We start from the raw sequence: 16,593 nt of genomic DNA, 5'->3' as shown, positions 1-16,593 counted from the left end.
GGCCGTTGCAAGTCGGCCGATTCCGCACGGTCCCTTGACACCGGAGTCTAGCCACGAGCATAGTCCCGCATCGCTAGACCGGTTTAGTAGATGCCGTTCAGGAGATGAGCACCGAGCAAGCCGAGCGTCAGAGACACCGAGCAAGGCCCGCGCACACCCCCGCGACGTCCGAGCAAGGAGACACCCTCGTGCGACACATCCGGAGAAGCCCACTGGCCCGCTGGACCGCCACTGCCGCCGCCACCGCCCTCGCGGCCGTGACCCTCGCCGGCTGCGGACTCGGCGACAGCGGGGACTCGGCGGCACCCGGCCCCGTCGGTACCGGCGGCGAGGTCAAGGGCAAGGTCTCGCTGCAGACCTGGGCCCTCAAGCCGAAGTTCACCGCCTACATGGAGAAGGTGATCGACGGCTTCGAGAAGAAGTACCCGGGCACCACGGTCGAGTGGCTCGACCAGCCGGGCGAGGGCTACTCGGAGAAGGTGCTCAGCCAGTCCGCCGGCGGCACCCTGCCCGACGTCGTCAACCTTCCCCCGGACTTCGCCCTCCCGCTCGTCAGGCAGAATCTGCTGCTCGACATCGGCAAGGCAGACGCCGCCTCCGCGAAGGACTACGTCAAGGGCGGCCTCGACGCCTACCGCTTCCCCGGCCACGACGGCACCTACGGCTACCCCTGGTACCTCAACACCGACGTCAACTACTGGAACGGCGAGCTGTTCGCGCAGTACGGCCTCGACCCGAAGAAGCCGCCGGCCTCGCTCGACGAGCTCGTCAGGGCCGCCCGCACGGTCAAGGAGAAGTCCGGCGGCCAGACCTATCTGATGAGCCGCAAGCCCAACCTCATCGACCTCGCCAACGCCGGCGTGCCGATCATGAACGCGGAGGGCACCCGCTTCACCTTCAACACCCCCGAGGCCGCCGCCGTCCTCGACACCTACCGGGCCGCCTACCAGGAGGGCCTGCTGCCGAAGGACGTGCTCACCGAGACCTACGCGGGCAACACCAAGCTCTTCGCCTCCGGCACCGCCGCCTGGACCACCGCCGGAGCCAACTACATCACCAGCCTCGCCACCGACAACCCGACCCTCGCCCCCAAGGTGGTCTCCTCGCCGGCCATGGGCACCCCGCCGCTGTACGTACAGGGTCTGTCCATTCCGAGGAACACCGAGAACCCGGCAGCGGCCCTCGCCCTCGCCCGCTGGGTCACCAACGCCGAGAACCAGGCCGCCTTCGCCCACGAGACCAGCATCTTCCCCTCCACCACCGCCTCGGCCGCCGACCCGTACTTCGCGAAGAGCGACGGCAGCAACGCCGGCGACGCCAAGGTCACCGCCTTCCGCTCGCTCGCCTCCGCCGAGGTCCTCGAACCGGTCCAGGCCAACGACGCCGTCAAGACCCTGATCAACCAGCAGATCGCGCTCGCCATCAGCGGCCAGGCCGGTTCGAAGGAAGCCCTCGACACGGCGGTCGCCCGCGCCGACCAGCTCATCAAGGACTGAGGCGGCGTCCGAGATGACCCACCGACGCTGGTTCGCCCCCTGGCTGCTCGCCGGGCCCGCGCTGCTCTGGCTCGCCGTCTTCAACCTGTGGCCCGCCGTCAACACCGTGGTCCTGTCCTTCACCGACGCCAAGCCGCTCGGCGGAGGACACTTCACCGGCCTGGCGAACTACCGGCGCGCCCTGGACGACGCCCAGCTGACCGACGCCCTGGTGAACAGCGTCGTCTACCTCCTGGTGTGCCTGCCCCTGCTCACCCTGCTGCCCCTGCTGCTCGCCCTGCTCGTCGAGAGGAGACTGCCCGGCATCACCTTCTTCCGCACCGCCTTCTACAGCCCGGTCGTCGCCTCCGCCGTCGTCGTCGGCATCATCTGGGGCTGGGTGCTCGACGACCGGGGCCTGCTCAACGGGATGCTCCACCAGCTGGGCCTGGCCGACCGGCCCGTCTCCTTCCTCACCGACCGCTGGCTGCTGCTGTTCAGCGCCATCGCGCTCACCGTGTGGAAGGGCCTCGGCTACTACATGGTCATCTACCTGTCCGCGCTCGGGAACGTCGGGCGCGAACTCCACGAGGCCGCCGCCGTGGACGGCGCCTCCGCCGTCCGCCGCTTCTGGCACGTCACCCTGCCCGGCGTCCGCCCCGCCATGCTCCTCGTCTCCGTGCTCATCTCGGTCTCCGCGCTGCGGATCTTCTCCGAGCTGTACGTGCTCTCCAACGGCACCGGCGGACCCGGCGGGCGCGACATGTCCGTGGTCATGCTCATCCAGATGTACAGCCGGGGCTTCACCGGGCACATCGGCTACGCCTCCGCCCTCAGCATCCTGCTCTTCGTCCTCACCGTCGGGCCGATGACCGTCCTCGCCCGGCTCGACCGGAAGGGGGCCTGACGGCATGACAGCCCCGGGCCGTGCCCCGTCCACCGCCGAGAAGACGGTCCGCTACCTGCTCCTCCTGCTCGTCCTGCTGCTCACGGTCGGGCCCTTCCTGTGGCAGCTGTCCACCTCGCTCAAGGGGCCCGCCGAGGACGTCTACTCCCGCACCCCGGGCTTCCTGCCCGACGCCCCGACCCTCGCCAACTACGCCAAGGTCGCCGACACCATCCCGGTGTGGACCTACGCCGCCAACTCGCTGGTCGTGGCCGGCATCGCGGTCCTCGGGAACATCGTCGGCGCCACCCTCGCCGGCTACGCGCTCGCCCGGCTGCGCTTCCGCGGCGCCCGCCTCGCGCTCGGCCTCTTCGTCGCCACGCTCGTCCTGCCCGGCGAGGTCACCATCGTCTCCCAGTACGTGACCGTGCGCAGCCTGGGCCTCACCGACACGCTCCTCGGTGTCGCCCTGCCCGGCGCCATCGCGATGCTGAACGTGCTCCTCATGTACACGGCCTTCCGGTCCGTGCCGCCCGAGCTCGACGCCGCCGCCCTCGTGGACGGCGCCAACGCCTGGCAGCGGCTGGTGTACGTGAGTCTGCCGAACGTACGGGGCATGCTGAGCGTCGTGGTGATCTTCACCTTCATCGGCGCCTGGGACGACTTCCTGTGGCCGCTGATCGTGCTCAACGACCCCGGCCGTTACACCCTCACGGTCGGCCTGCAGTACCTCGACGGCACCTTCACCGCCAACCCCCGGCTGATCGCCGCCGGCACCATGATCGCCTTCCTGCCGATCGTGGCCGTGTTCGCGGCGCTCCAGCGTTTCTTCTTCAAGGGCGTCGAGGAGGGCGCGCTCAAGGGCTGACCGAGGCCACCGTTCGCCGTCTCACGAAGGACACCGCACCGCACATGACGCACCCTCCTTCCGCCGCCCCGCGCTTCGGCGTCAACTACACGCCCAGCCAGGGCTGGTTCCACCATTGGCTCGACTTCGACCTCGACGCCGTCCGCGCCGACCTGGACTCGATCGCCGCCCTCGGCCTCGACCACGTCCGGGTCTTCCCGCTGTGGCCGCTCTTCCAGCCCAACCGCACCCTGATCCGGCCGCGCGCCGTCGGGCAGCTCGCCGCGCTCGTCGACGCCGCCGCCGAACGCGGCCTCGACGTCGCCGTCGACGGCCTCCAGGGCCATCTGTCCAGCTTCGACTTCCTGCCTGCCTGGACCCGGACCTGGCACCGGCGCAACCTCTTCACCGACCCGGACGTCCTCGACGGCCAGGCCGCCTATCTGCGCACCCTCGCCGCCGCGCTGGCCGACCGGCCGAACTTCCTCGGCATGACCCTCGGCAACGAGATCGACCAGTTCTCCGGCGACCCCCACCCGGACCCCGACCGGATCACCCCCGACCAGGCCGCGGACTGGCTGCGGCGCATGCTCGCCGCCTGCGAGGACGGCGCGCCAGGCCGGCTCCACCTGCACGCCGCGTACGACGCCGCCTGGTACCTCGACGACCACCCTTTCACCCCCGGCCACGCCGCCCGTGTCGGCGCGGCCACCGCCGTCCACTCCTGGGTGTTCAACGGCACCGCACAGCGCTACGGCACCGACTCCGTCGCCGTCGCCCAGCACGCCGCCTACCTCGTCGAACTCTCCAAGGCCTGGGCCGACGACCCGCGCCGCCCGGTCTGGCTCCAGGAGGTCGGCGCGCCCGCCCCGCACATCCCCGCCGACCGGGCGGCCGAATTCACCCGGACGACCGTCGCCGCCGCGCTCGACTGCCCCGATCTGTGGGGTATCACGTGGTGGTGCTCCCACGACGTCGACCGCGCGCTCGCCGACTTCCCCGAACTGGAATACAGCCTGGGCCTGTTGACCAACGACCGGAAGGCCAAGCCGGCCGGGCGGGCCCTCGCGGACGCCGTCGACGAGGCCCGTACGACCTGGGCCGCGCCGGCACCGAGGAGCACCGCGCTCGTCGTCGACCTCCCGGAGGAGGTCACCGCGCGCTCCTCCTGCGGCCCCGGCGGCGTGTACTACGAGGCCTTCATGCGGCTCGCCGCGGAAGGGGCCCGCCCGGCCGTCGTCCTCGCGGCCCGCGCCACCGACCCCGCGCACCTGGCCGCCCGCGGCATCACCGAGCTGGTCACGCCGGACGACCTCGGCGCCGCCCGTCGCGGCTGACCCCGCCCCGTACCCTCGCCCTTGGGAGTGCTCCGCATGCATGACGACCGCAGCCTCGTCGAGTCCCGGCTCAAGCGGGTCCTCGACGAACGCATCCGCCCCGCCGTCCACCCCGTCTCCGTGCCCCTCACCGCGGGCATCTGGACCGCCCCCGGCGAGCCCGTCCCGGTCGCCGAGGGCCTGGCCGCACCCCGTACCCCCATCGCCGCGGGCGAGCCCTGGGGCGCGCCCTGGTCCACCAGCTGGCTCACCGTCACCGGCACCGTCCCCGAGGAGTGGGCCGGCCGGACGGTCGAGGCGCTGATCGACCTCGGCTTCGACGCCAACATGCCGGGCTTCCAGTGCGAGGGCCTGGTCTACCGCCCGGACGGCAGCCCGGTGAAGGGCCTCCACCCGCGCAACCAGTGGGTGCGGATCGCCGCGCCCGCGGCCGGCGGCGAGGAGGTGCTGCTGCATGTCGAGGCCGCCGCCAACCCGGTGATCCTGGACTACCACCCCTTCCTGCCCACCGGACTCGGCGAGAAGGAGACGGCCGGCGACCGTCCGCAGTACCGCATCGCCCGGCTCGACCTCGCGGTGTTCGACCAGACCGTCTGGGAGCTCGTCATCGACCTGGAGGTGCTCGGCGAGCTGATGGCCGAACTGCCCGTCGAGGGCGCCCGCCGCTGGGACATCCTGCGCGCCGTCGAGCGCGCGCTCGACGTCCTCGACCTCCAGGACGTCGGCGGCACCGCCGCCGCGGCCCGCGCCGAACTCGCCGGCGTCCTCGCCTCGCCCGCCGAGCCCTCCGCCCACCGCATCAGCGCCGTCGGGCACGCCCACATCGACTCCGCCTGGCTCTGGCCGCTGCGCGAGACCGTGCGCAAGGTGGCCCGCACCACGGCCAACATGACCGCGCTCCTGGAGGACCAGCCCGACTTCGTCTACACCATGTCCCAGGCCCAGCAGTACGCCTGGATCAAGGAGCACCGGCCCGAGGTGTACGCCCGGGTGAAGAAGGCCGTCGCCGAGGGGCGCTTCGTCCCGGCCGGCGGCATGTGGGTCGAGTCCGACACCAACATGCCCTCCTCCGAGGCGATGGCCCGTCAGTTCGTGCACGGCAAACGCTTCTTCCTCGACGAGTTCGGCGTCGAGAACCACGAGGCGTGGCTCCCCGACACCTTCGGCTTCGCCGGCGGACTCCCGCAGATCATCCGGCAGGCCGGCTCGAAGTGGCTGCTCACCCAGAAGATCTCCTGGAGCCAGGTCAACTCCTTCCCGCACCACACCTTCTGGTGGGAGGGCATCGACGGCACCCGGATCTTCACCCACTTCCCGCCCATCGACACCTACAACTGCTCCATGCGGGGCAAGGAGATCGCCCACGCCGTCCGCAACTTCAAGGACAAGGGCCGCGCCCGGCACTCCCTCGCCCCCACCGGCTGGGGCGACGGAGGCGGCGGCACGACCCGCGAGATGATCGCCAAGGCCGCCCGGATGCGCGACCTGGAGGGCTCCGCGACCGTACGCTGGGAGCGGCCCGCCGAGTTCTTCGCCAAGGCCCAGGCCGAGTACCCCGAACCCCCGGTGTGGGTCGGGGAGTTGTATCTCGAACTGCACCGCGCCACCCTCACCAGCCAGGCCCGCACGAAGCAGGGCAACCGGGCGAGCGAGAACCTGCTGCGCGAGGCCGAGCTGTGGGCCGCCACCGCCGCCGTGCGGACCGGATTCCCCTATCCGTACGAGGAGTTGGACCGGATCTGGAAGACGGTGCTGCTCCACCAGTTCCACGACATCCTGCCCGGCTCGTCCATCGCCTGGGTGCACCGCGAGGCGGAGGCCACGTACGCCGCCGTCGCCGAGGAGCTCACCGCGATCGTCGACCGCGCCCAGCGCGCCCTGGCGGGGGAGGGGGACGCGGAGGTGGTCTTCAACGCCGCCCCGCACGCCCGCGGCGGCGTTCCCGCAGGCGGCGCCCGACCCGCCGGGGCCCTGCCGGCCGCACCCGGCCGCTGCACCGCCGCACCGCGCCCCGAGGGCGGCTTCGTCCTCGACAACGGACTGCTGCGGGTCACCGTCGACGCCCGCGGCCTGATCGTCTCCCTCGTCGACCTTGATGCCGGACGTGAGACCATCGCGCCCGGGGCCGCCGCCAACCTGCTCCAACTCCACCCCGACTTCCCCAACATGTGGGACGCCTGGGACGTCGACCGCTTCTACCGCAACACCGTCACCGACCTGACGGACGTCGACGAGCTCGCGCCGGCCGACGCGGGGCCGGGCGCCGTGTCCGTCCGTGTCACCCGCTCCTTCGGCGCCTCCACCGCCGTCCAGACTCTCGCCCTCCGAGCGGGAGAGAAGCGTCTCGACCTCGACACGGAGGTCGACTGGCACGAGACCGAGAAGTTCCTCAAGACCGCCTTCCCCCTCGACCTGCACACCGACCGCTACGCCGCCGAGACCCAGTTCGGGCACCTGTACCGGCCCACCCACACCAACACCAGCTGGGAAGCGGCCAAGTTCGAGGCCTGCAACCACCGCTTCGTGCACTTCGAGGAGCCCGGCTGGGGCGTCGCCCTCGTCACCGCCTCCACGTACGGACACGATGTCACCCGCACCGTGCGCCCGGACGACCACGGCACGACCACCACCGTCCGCGCCTCCCTGCTGCGCGCCCCGCGCTTCCCCGACCCCCACACCGACCAGGGCCCGCACCGCTTCCGGCACGCGCTGGTGCCCGGCGCGCGGATCGGCGACGCCGTCCGCGAAGGCCACCGGATCAACCAGTCCGAGCGGCGTGTCCCCGGTGGCCCCGCGGCCGAGGTGGCGCCGCTCGTGAGCGTGGCCGACGAGGCCGTCGTCGTGAGCGCGCTGAAGCTCGCCGACGACGGCAGCGGCGATGTCGTGGTCCGCGTCTACGAGTCACGCGGCGGGCGCGCCCGCACCCGCCTCACCGCCGGCTTCCCGCTCGCCGGCGCCCGGGTCTGCGACCTGCTCGAACGCCCCTGGCCGGGGGAGGAGGGCGAGGCCGAGACGGACGGCGACGACGTCCTGATCGGCCTGCGCCCCTTCCAGCTCCTCACCCTCCGGCTCACCCGGGCGTGAGCCGTTCGTGACCGAGACGGACGGCCCCGGCCCTGGGCAGCGGCCGGGGCCGCCCCCGACACCTCCGCCCCCGTGCCCCGCTCCACCTGGGGCCTGTCCGGCGGATCAGGGCCGAAGAGTTCGGTCACTGAACCGTCGTGCGCGGACCGAGTCGTTCCGCCGCCCGCCGGTTAGGCTCTGCGCACCATGAACAGGCGCAAGGACACCCCGGAGCCCAAGGCCGACAAGGCGGGCGTACGCCGGCACAACCTCAGCCTCGTGCTGCGCACCGTGCACGAGAGCGGCGAGACCACGCGGGCGGCCGTCGCCGCCCGCGTCGGCCTCACCCGCGCCGCGGTGTCCTCGCTCGTCGAACAGCTCCTGGAGCTCGGCCTGCTCGTCGAGTCCGGAAAGACCTTCAGCGGCCAGGCCGGCCGCCCCGGCACCGTCCTCAAGCCGGCCGTCACCGGCCCCGCCGGGCTCGGCGTCGAGCTCAACGTCGACTACGTCAGCGTGTGCGTCGCCGACCTCGGCGGCACCGGCCGGGTCCGCCGCACCGTCCCGCTCGACAACCGCGCCCTCGCCCCCGTCGAGGTGCTGCGCCGGGCCGCCGACGTCGCCGCCGACGTGCTCGCCGAGGCCGCGGCCCGGGACCTGCGGCCCACCGGCGTCCGGCTCGCGCTGCCCGGCCTGGTCTCCCACGGCACCGTCCAGCAGGCCCCCAACCTCGGCTGGAACCGGGTCGACGCGGACGCCCTGTTCGCCCGTGCCCTCGTCGCCGCCCGCCCGCCCGGCGCCCCCGCCCTGCCCGTCGCCTCCGACAACGAGGCCAATGTCGCGGCCCTCGCCGAGCTGTGGTTCGGCGACCTCGGAGACGTACGCACGTTCCTGCATGTCACCGGCGAGATCGGGGTCGGCGGCGCGATCGTGCTCGACGGCGAACTGCTGCGCGGCGCCCACGGCTTCGCCGGCGAGATCGGCCACCTCACCGTCCTGCCCGACGGGCCGCGCTGCCGCTGCGGCTCGCACGGCTGCCTGGAGCGGTACGCCGGCCAGGCCGCCCTGCTGCGCGCCGCCGGGGTCCGCGGCGTCGACGCCCTGGTGCGCCGCGCGGAGGAGGCCGAACCCCGCGCGCTCGCCGCCCTGGAGGAGGCCGGCCGGATGCTCGGCGTCGCCGTGTCCGGCGCCGTCAACCTGCTCGACCCGCAGGCCGTGGTCCTCGGCGGGATCTACCCGCGCCTGATGCCCTGGCTGGCCCCCGCCGCCGAGTCCGAACTCGCCCGCCGCGTCGTCTCCGGCCTCTGGACCCCCGCCAAGGGCCGCCTGCGCGCCGCGACCACCACCGCCGACGCCGCCCGCGGCGCCGCCGCCCTCGTGATCCAGGACATCCTGGCCGACCCCCTGGCGTACGGCGGCTGAACCTCCGGGCCTGTCCGGCGGACCACCGCCGACCCGCGCGGCCCGGCCTCGCCCGGCCCCCGGCCGATCCCGGGTCCCACCCCGGCCCGCGGCCGGCTCGGCCGCCCCCGCCGCGGACTCTCATCCCGCTCTCACGCGCGCCTTATCCCGCCATCACAAGGCGCCCCTACCTTCGCGCCCATGTTCTTCACCTACCTCCGGCGCGAACTGCGCCGCCGCAGAAAGGCGGCGCTCGTCGTCGCCTCCGGGCTCGCGCTCGGCATCGCACTGGTCATCGTCGTCAACTCCGTGTCGTCCGGAATGAAGCAGGCCCAGGGCGAGGTCCTGGAATCGCTCTACGGCCTCGGCACGGACCTCACGGTCACCAAGGCGCAGGAGCAGCCCAAGGCGGGCGGGCAGGCGCAGCGGCCGCGCTTCGAGTTCCAGGGGCGCGAGGAGGGCGAGGAGCAGAGCAGCGACCGGCTGATGGTGCAGGGGTTCCAGACCCTCCCCGACACCACGGTCGGCACCGTCGCGAAGCAGGACGGCGTCGCCAAGGCGGTCGGCGGCCTCAGCCTGGTCAACCTCAAGATCAACGGCGAGTTCAAGCGCGGCGCCGTCCAGCGCGGCCAGGGCGGTCAGGGAACGGAGGGCGGCGGCCCGGCCACCGGCCCCGGCGGCGCGGGCGGCTCCGGCCCCGGCGACACCGTGGTCGGCGGCGGCGCCGCCTTCGACGTCAACTCCTTCACCCTCTACGGCACCGACGTCACCACCCCCGACCTCGGCCCCCTCACCACCTCCACCATCACCTCCGGGCGCACCTTCAAGACCACCGAGACCGACGCCGCGGTCGCCGTCCTCGACAGCGCCTACGCCCAGCAGGAGGGCCTCACCGTCGGCGAGACCCTCACCGTCAAGGGAGTGAAGCTCACCGTCATCGGCATCGCCACCGCCGACAGCGGCCAGTCCGCCGCCCAGGTCTACCTGCCGCTCCAGCGGGCCCAGACCCTCGCCGACGCCAAGGCCGAGATCACCACCGTCTACGTCAAGGCCACCGACTCCAAGGAGATCGACGCGGTCAAGGCCGCCATCCAGAAGAACGTCACCGGCACCACCGTCACCACCTCGGCCGACCTCGCGCAGACCGTCTCCGGCTCCCTCGACACCGCCGCCGGCCTCGCCACCACCGTCGGCCGCTGGCTCTCGTACGCGGTGCTGATCGCCGCCGTCCTGGTCGCGGGGCTGCTCACCTCCTCCGCGGTCAGCCGCCGGGTCCGCGAGTTCGGCACCCTCAAGGCGCTCGGCTGGAAGAGCGGCCGGGTCACCCGGCAGGTCGTCGGCGAGGCCCTGGTCAACGGCCTCATCGGCGGTGTGCTCGGCATCGCCGTCGGCCTCGGCGGCGCCTGGCTCGTCACCGCCGTCAGCCCCACCCTCACCGCCCGACTCGGCGGCGCGGCCGGCGGAGGCTTCGGCGGCCCCGGCGGCGGCCGGATGCTGATGGGCGGCGGACCGGGCGCCACCGGCGCCGGCCGGTCCCTCGACATCGCGCTGACCGCCCCGGTCAGCCTCACCACCGTCGGCCTCGCCGTGCTGCTCGCCCTCGGCGGCGGCCTCGTCGCGGGCGGCTTCGGCGCCTGGCGCGCCGCCCGCCTCCGCCCGGCCGACGCGCTGCGCCGCGTCGAGTAGCCCCCGCCTCACCCGTACCGCACAGGAGAACACCATGTACGAACTCACCGGCGTCACCAAGCAGTACCGGCGCGGCCAGGAGAGAGTGGACGCCCTCGCCGGCGTCGACCTGACCGTCCGGGAGGGCGACCGCCTCGTCATCCAGGGCCCCACCGGCGGCGGCAAGTCGACCCTCCTCCAGATGCTCGGCGGCCTCGACCGGCCCACCTCGGGCAGCGTCCTGCTCGACGGCACCGACCTGGCGACGGTCTCCGAGCGCCGTCTCACCGACCTGCGCAGCCGGCTCATCGGCTTCGTCTTCCAGAGCTTCAACCTCATCCCCACGCTCACCGCCCAGGAGAACGTGGAGACCGCGCTCGTCCCGCTCGGCGTCCGCACCGCCGAACGCCGCCGGCGCGCCGCCGAGGCCCTGGAGTCCGTCGGACTCGGCGAGCGCGCGGGCCACCTGCCCTCCGAACTGTCCGGCGGCCAGCAGCAGCGCGTGGCCATCGCCCGGGCGCTGGTGAAGCAGCCCAAGGTGCTGCTGGCCGACGAACCGACCGGCAACCTCGACGAGTCGATGCGCGACGAGATCGTCGACCTGCTCGAAGGGCTCTGGAAGGAGCACGGGCTGACCTTCGTGATGGTCACCCACGACAGCGCCGTCGCCCGCCGGGCCCCGCGCCTGGCGACCCTGCGCAAGGGCCGGATCACCCTCAAGGAGAACCGGCAGGCGGCGGAGGCGGTCTGAGCCCGGCGGCGGTCCGCACCTCGAAGTGGAGGTGCGGGCCGGTCACCCGGCCCGTGACACCCGTCCGGGACCGACCGCGCGGACCGCGGTCTGCGAGGAGAGTTCTGAATCGCGCGGACTCTGGTCCCGGCCGATCGGGTCGGGCTGCCTGGCCGTCGGGGCGTTGTCAGTGGCTGCCCGTAGCGTTCTGGGCATGACGACGAAGACCTATCTGGAGCTGTCGCAGGACGGCGGCGGCGCGCACAAGTTCTACGAAGTGACGGTCGACGGCACCGTGGTGTCGGTCCGTTACGGACGGATCGGCGCGGCCGGCCAGACGCAGACCTCGACCTTCGCCACGCCCCAGAAGGCGCAGGCCGCCGCGGCGAAGAAGATAGGGGAGAAGGTGCGCAAGGGATACGCGCCGGCGGTGCAGGGGCAGCGCGCGCCGCGCTCGGTGACCCGCCGTGCCGTGACCTCCGCGCCGTCCACGGCCCGCGCCGTGGCGCCCGTCCTGTGGCGCTTCCGCACCGGCTCCGCCGCCTTCGGCATCCATGTCGACGACGAGCGCCTGTGGGTGGGCAACCAGGCGGGCGAGGTCTTCACCCTCGGCCACACCGGCGAGGTCCTGGCCCGCTACAGCCTGCCCGACGGCGTGAAGTGCCTGGTCGCCGACGACTTCTGGATCTACGCGGGCTGCGACGACGGCCGGGTCTACGACCTGTCGTCCAAGCTGCCCTTCGCGGCCTACGACATCGCGGCCGACGTCGACATCTTCTGGCTGGACATCCACGAGGGCGTGCTCAACGTGGCCGACCGCTCGGGCCGGCTGACGGTCATCGACCACGAGGACGAGTACCAGTGGGCGCAGGGCGGGCGCGGCGAGCACGCGTGGATGGTGCGCGCGGACGGTGACGCGGTCTACTACGGCGACAGCCGCGGCGTCGCGGCCCACGCCCCCGAGGGCGGGCGGGAACTCTGGCACACGCCGCTGGAGGGAGGGGTGCTCTTCGGCTGGCAGGAGCACACCTCGGTGTACGCGGGCACGGGCCGCCGCAAGGTGCACCGCCTGTCGAAGCGCGACGGCCGGACCGAGGCGGTCTACAGCTGCGACAGCGTGGTGTACTCGTGCGCCACCTCGCCCGGCGGGCGGTTCGTCTTCGCCGGTGACAGCGCCTCGTCGGTCTACTGCTTCGCGGAGGACGGCACCCGGCTGTGGAAGCTGGGCACCGGCGGCGGTTCGGCACTGTCGATGCAGTACCGCGACGAGCGGCTGTATCTGGTCACCACGGACGGCTCGCTGCTGTGCGTGGACGCGAGCGAGGCGGCCATCGCCGCCGCGAAGGAGGGCGACGTCCCGGTCGCCCAGGACGTGAAGCTCGCCGCGGCCCTGCCCACGTACGCGCCGGCCACCACGGTCGCCGCCGTCGACGCGGTGAGCAGCGCCCCGGCCGGCTCGATCGTCGTGGAGTGCGTCCAGGAGGGCGGCCGGACCCGGGTCCGGGTGCTGACCGAGGGCTACGACCGCGGGTGGAACGTGCAGTTCCCGCGCGCCATCCGTGAGCCGGGCGCCCGGTACGTGGTCGACGCGCTGCACTCCGCGTCCGGCGGCTTCTACCGGGTGCGCGGCGACATCCGGCGGCTGCTGTGAGCGGCGCCTTCGCGGCGGCCACGGGGGACGGGCCGCCGCTGCCGGAGGCCGATGCGGAGCAGCGCTCGCGCGAGGTGCGGGCCGCGTTCGAAGGGCTGCTGCAGATCCGGCGCCTGACCGGCCGCCGGGGCGGCGATCCGGCCGCCCGGCCCGCCGCGTGGGAGCGGCACCAGCCGGTACGGGCGGTGGCGCTGGCCCTGGAGGCGGCGAAGCAGCCGCCGTCGGCGGTCGACGCGACGGGCGCCCGCGTGGCCACCGGCTACCGGGTCACGCCGGGCGAGCGGCCCGGCACCGCCGTCGTGGAGTGGCTGGGCCCGCCGGGATCCGGCGCGGCCCAGGGGGAGGAGGCGGCCCTGACCGCCTGCGCGACCGCCCTCGACCGCCTCGGCTGGGACGCCCTCCTCTACCGGGGCCCGCGCCGCCATCGCCACCTGGAGGTGGAGCCGGCGGACCGGGACCCGCGGGCCTAGGGGGTGTCTCGCCGATCAGGCCGGATCAGCGAGACACCCCCTAGCGCCTGTGCGTCAGGCGATCGAGGCCGAGACGATCGCCGCCACGGCGAGGTTGCAGGAGGCCGTCACCCAGACCGCGGGGTGGGGCTCCGGGTCGACCAGGGTCGCGCCGAGCTTGCCGGGGGTGACCAGGTCGACGACGAGGAAGGCGACGCCCATCAGGACGAGGCCGAGCAGACCGAACACGGCCGTGGAGACCAGGCCCTTGGCGAAGTCGTCGTAGGTGGTCCAGATGGCGGTGAAGACGATGCCGCCTATGCCGAGCAGCGCGGAGCTGAGCAGGATCGACGCGTTGCGGTTGCGGTCCTCCCAGATCTGCCGGCCGAGCTTGCCGGGGGTCAGGATGTCGACCAGGACGATGCCGAGGATCAGCAGCACGACGCCGAGGGCGCCGTAGGCGGTGGTCCGGCCGAGGCCGTTGACGATGTCGCTCATGAAATGCCGGGCTCCGGAGGGAAGTGATCGTGAACGATCGCGGTCAAGGACCGGCAAAATGTAGCGCAGGCCCACCCGGCGGGGGCCGGGTGGGCCTGACAGTCACGCGATTCGGGGCTCCGGACCTGTGCGGCGGACCCGACCAAGATCCGGAGGAGACAGCCTAGACGCCCGGCGGCAGCAGCTTGGCCCGCGACCGCACCATGAAGGCGGTCACGATCTCGACCAGGCCGACCGCGACCAGCCAGATGCCGGCGAGCACGATCAGGACCTCCGCCGAGTTCAGCGGCGAGACGATCAGCACCACACCGGCGAGCGCGCTGATGACGCCCAGGAAGATCTGCCAGCCGCGGGCCGGCATGGTCGGATCCGAGGCCGCCGCCACGGTCTGCGTGATGCCGTGGAAGAGCCAGCCGATGCCGATCCACAGGGCGAGCAGCAGTACCGACTGCATCGCTCCCCGGAAGCAGAAGAGACCGAGGAGGATCGACAGGGCGCCGCTGATGAAGGCCATCACCCGCAGTGAGGTGCGCATATGGGTGCCGAAGCCCGCGATCAGATGCAGCACACCGCTGATCAGCAGATACAGACCGAACAGCACACCGGCGACGGTCAGCGACTGCCCCGGCCACACCAGGACGAGGACGCCGACGGCGAGGGCGACGAGACCGGCGATCAGCAGGGCCTGCCAGGCCAGGCCGGCCAGCAGGCCGAGGGGCCCGGGCACGTCCTCCGGCGACGACCGTCCGAACGGTGAGTCGTCCTGCGTCTGTTGCGTCATGGCGGTACTCCCTTCTTCTTCCCCGTGACTCCTGCTTCTCGGCGCGTCCGCACCCGGGCGTCGGGGCGGCCCGCTGCGGGCCGTCACAGCGCTTTCACTCAAGCAGCACCGGACCGACGCCGCAAAAGATGACCTGTATGGACGAGTGGGGTATCCGGTCCACCGGCGGTCCGGGGCGGACCGGCGCACAGTGGACAGGGAGAGTGCAGGGCGCGCGCACCCGCCGCACCCGAGTCACACCGGGAGACGACATGACCGCTTTCAACCGACGCGACCTCGGGCTCCTCGTGCTGCGGGTCGGCACCGGCGCCGTTCTCGCCGCGCACGGCACCCAGAAGCTGCTCGGCTGGTTCGGCGGCGGCGGGATCGAGGGCACCACCAAGGCCATGGAGGCCATGGGCTTCCATCCCGGCCGGGAGAGCGCCGTCGCCGCCGGGCTCGGCGAGGCCGGCGGCGGACTGATGCTCGCCCTCGGACTCGCCACCCCGGCGGCCGGCGCCGCCGCGGCGGGCGCCATGGCAGGTGCCGTCGCCGTGCACTACCCGGCCGGTTTCTTCGCCATGGGCGGCGGCTACGAGTACCCCGCCTTCCTCGGCTTCACCGCGGCCGCCATCGGCGTCACCGGCGCCGGCCGGCTCTCCCTCGACCACGCCACCCACCATGTCCTCGACCGGCCCTGGGTCGTCGCCACCGCCTTCCTCGGTACGGCGCTCGCCGCCGCCGCCGTCGTCAACCGCCGGGCCGAGGCCATCTCCGCCCCCGCGCCGGACGAGCCCGCCCCGGCCGCCCCGGCTGCCGCGGGCTCGGCGACCGAGGAACCCGAACCCGAGCACGGCAACGCCCGCGAGACGGAGAACTGAGCCCATGAAGGCCATGGCCATGCCGGAGTACGGCGGCACCGACGCGCTCACCCTGATGGAACTCCCCGACCCCAAGGTCGCCCCCGGCGAGGTCCTGGTCCAGGTCCGCGCCGCCGGGGTCAACCCGGTCGACTGGAAGCTCGCCGCCGGCGGCCTCGACCCGATCATGGTGAGCCGCTTCCCGATGATCCCCGGCTGGGACGTCGCCGGAGTCGTCGCGGGCAACGGCCTCGACGCGACCGAGTTCGCCCCCGGCGACGAGGTCATCGGCTACATCCGCAAGGACAGCGCCGAGCACGGCGCCTACGCCGAACAGGTCGCCGTCCCCGTCCGCATGCTCGCCCGCAAACCCCGCGCCCTGAGCTGGGCCCAGGCCGGCGGCCTCCCGCTCGCCGGGCTCACCGCCCTCCAGGCCGCCGACCGGGTCGGCTGCGCCGCCGGCGACACCGTCCTCGTGCACGCCGCCGCCGGGGGAGTGGGCTCGCTCGCCGTGCAGATCCTGACCGCCCGCGGCGCCCGCGTCATCGGCACCGCGAGCCCCGCCAACCACGGCTTCCTGCTCGACCTGGGCGCCGAACCCGTCGCGTACGGCCCCGGACTCGCCGACCGGGTCCGCGACGTGACCCCGAACGGCATCGACGCCGCCCTCGACTTCGTCGGCGGCGAGTCCGTCGACGTTTCCGCCGAACTCCTGCGCGACCCCGCCCGGCTGGCCTCCATCACCGACCACCGGGCCGCCACCCTCGGCGGGCACTACGTCTGGGTTCGGCCCGACGGCGCCGGACTCGCCACCCTGGCCGATCTCGCCGACGAGGGCCGGCTCACCGTCTTCGTGGAGAAGGAACTGCCGCTGCACGAGGCGGCCGAGGCCTGGCGGCTGAGCAGCGGAGGCCACACCCGGGGCAAACTGGTGCTGACAGTCTGAGGACTCGGAGGACTCCGAGGACTCCGAG

Annotated in this window: 14 protein-coding genes; 12 read left to right on the top strand and 2 right to left on the bottom strand. The window is 73.2% G+C overall.

Translation table 11 applies throughout. The features are described from left to right. Positions 1–188 precede the first annotated feature (188 nt). The 10 genes from AB0M18_RS16485 to AB0M18_RS16440 all read left to right on the top strand — a co-directional run bounded on the left by AB0M18_RS16485 (position 189) and on the right by AB0M18_RS16440 (position 13,522). On the top strand, positions 189–1,496 hold the full coding sequence (locus AB0M18_RS16485; RefSeq protein ID WP_365758389.1) for a sugar ABC transporter substrate-binding protein: 1,308 nt from the start codon (positions 189–191) through the stop codon (positions 1,494–1,496). A 13-nt stretch (positions 1,497–1,509) separates the two neighbouring features. Next, positions 1,510–2,382, top strand: a complete 873-nt coding sequence (locus AB0M18_RS16480; RefSeq protein WP_365758387.1) for a sugar ABC transporter permease — start codon at positions 1,510–1,512, stop codon at positions 2,380–2,382. Positions 2,383–2,386: 4 nt separating this feature from the next. Beyond that, positions 2,387–3,229, top strand: coding sequence for a carbohydrate ABC transporter permease (locus tag AB0M18_RS16475; protein ID WP_365758384.1), 843 nt, complete (start codon positions 2,387–2,389; stop codon positions 3,227–3,229). Positions 3,230–3,273: 44 nt separating this feature from the next. Continuing rightward, positions 3,274–4,545, top strand: coding sequence for a glycosyl hydrolase (locus AB0M18_RS16470; RefSeq protein ID WP_365758382.1), 1,272 nt, complete (start codon positions 3,274–3,276; stop codon positions 4,543–4,545). Between the two features lie 36 nt (positions 4,546–4,581). After that, positions 4,582–7,629, top strand: a complete 3,048-nt coding sequence (locus tag AB0M18_RS16465) for a glycoside hydrolase family 38 C-terminal domain-containing protein (RefSeq protein WP_365758380.1) — start codon at positions 4,582–4,584, stop codon at positions 7,627–7,629. Between the two features lie 186 nt (positions 7,630–7,815). Continuing rightward, on the top strand, positions 7,816–9,027 hold the full coding sequence (locus tag AB0M18_RS16460; RefSeq protein ID WP_365758378.1) for an ROK family transcriptional regulator: 1,212 nt from the start codon (positions 7,816–7,818) through the stop codon (positions 9,025–9,027). Between the two features lie 180 nt (positions 9,028–9,207). Continuing rightward, positions 9,208–10,692, top strand: coding sequence for an ABC transporter permease (locus AB0M18_RS16455; RefSeq protein ID WP_365758376.1), 1,485 nt, complete (start codon positions 9,208–9,210; stop codon positions 10,690–10,692). A gap of 34 nt (positions 10,693–10,726) precedes the next feature. After that, a complete protein-coding gene (locus AB0M18_RS16450; protein WP_365758374.1) occupies positions 10,727–11,422 on the top strand; it encodes an ABC transporter ATP-binding protein in 696 nt (231 codons plus the stop codon). Between the two features lie 193 nt (positions 11,423–11,615). Then, complete coding sequence (locus tag AB0M18_RS16445; RefSeq protein ID WP_365758372.1) at positions 11,616–13,052, top strand: WGR domain-containing protein; 1,437 nt, start codon at positions 11,616–11,618, stop codon at positions 13,050–13,052. Further along, positions 13,049–13,522, top strand: a complete 474-nt coding sequence (locus tag AB0M18_RS16440; RefSeq protein ID WP_365758370.1) for a hypothetical protein — start codon at positions 13,049–13,051, stop codon at positions 13,520–13,522. The genes AB0M18_RS16445 and AB0M18_RS16440 overlap by 4 nt, the downstream gene beginning before the upstream one ends. Before the next feature lie 54 nt (positions 13,523–13,576). Here AB0M18_RS16440 and AB0M18_RS16435 read toward each other — a convergent pair whose 3' ends face one another. Together AB0M18_RS16435 and AB0M18_RS16430 are read right to left on the bottom strand one after the other, a co-directional pair. Beyond that, positions 13,577–13,999: a DUF350 domain-containing protein gene (locus AB0M18_RS16435; protein WP_365758368.1), complete on the bottom strand. Its 423-nt coding sequence runs from the start codon at positions 13,997–13,999 to the stop codon at positions 13,577–13,579. A 163-nt stretch (positions 14,000–14,162) separates the two neighbouring features. Continuing rightward, positions 14,163–14,780, bottom strand: a complete 618-nt coding sequence (locus AB0M18_RS16430) for an HdeD family acid-resistance protein (protein ID WP_365758366.1) — start codon at positions 14,778–14,780, stop codon at positions 14,163–14,165. 251 nt (positions 14,781–15,031) lie between these two features. Between AB0M18_RS16430 and AB0M18_RS16425 the strand changes: the two genes are divergently transcribed. Beyond that, the gene (locus AB0M18_RS16425; RefSeq protein WP_365758364.1) at positions 15,032–15,640 is read left to right on the top strand and encodes a DoxX family membrane protein; all 609 of its coding nucleotides are present in this window, start codon (positions 15,032–15,034) and stop codon (positions 15,638–15,640) included. A gap of 4 nt (positions 15,641–15,644) precedes the next feature. After that, the gene (locus AB0M18_RS16420; RefSeq protein ID WP_365758362.1) at positions 15,645–16,565 is read left to right on the top strand and encodes an NADP-dependent oxidoreductase; all 921 of its coding nucleotides are present in this window, start codon (positions 15,645–15,647) and stop codon (positions 16,563–16,565) included. The last annotated feature ends 28 nt before the right edge of the window (positions 16,566–16,593 follow it).

The organism is Streptomyces sp. NPDC051909 (assembly GCF_040681095.1).
Classification (GTDB): domain Bacteria; phylum Actinomycetota; class Actinomycetes; order Streptomycetales; family Streptomycetaceae; genus Streptomyces.
This window is presented reverse-complemented; position numbering and strand designations above follow the sequence as displayed.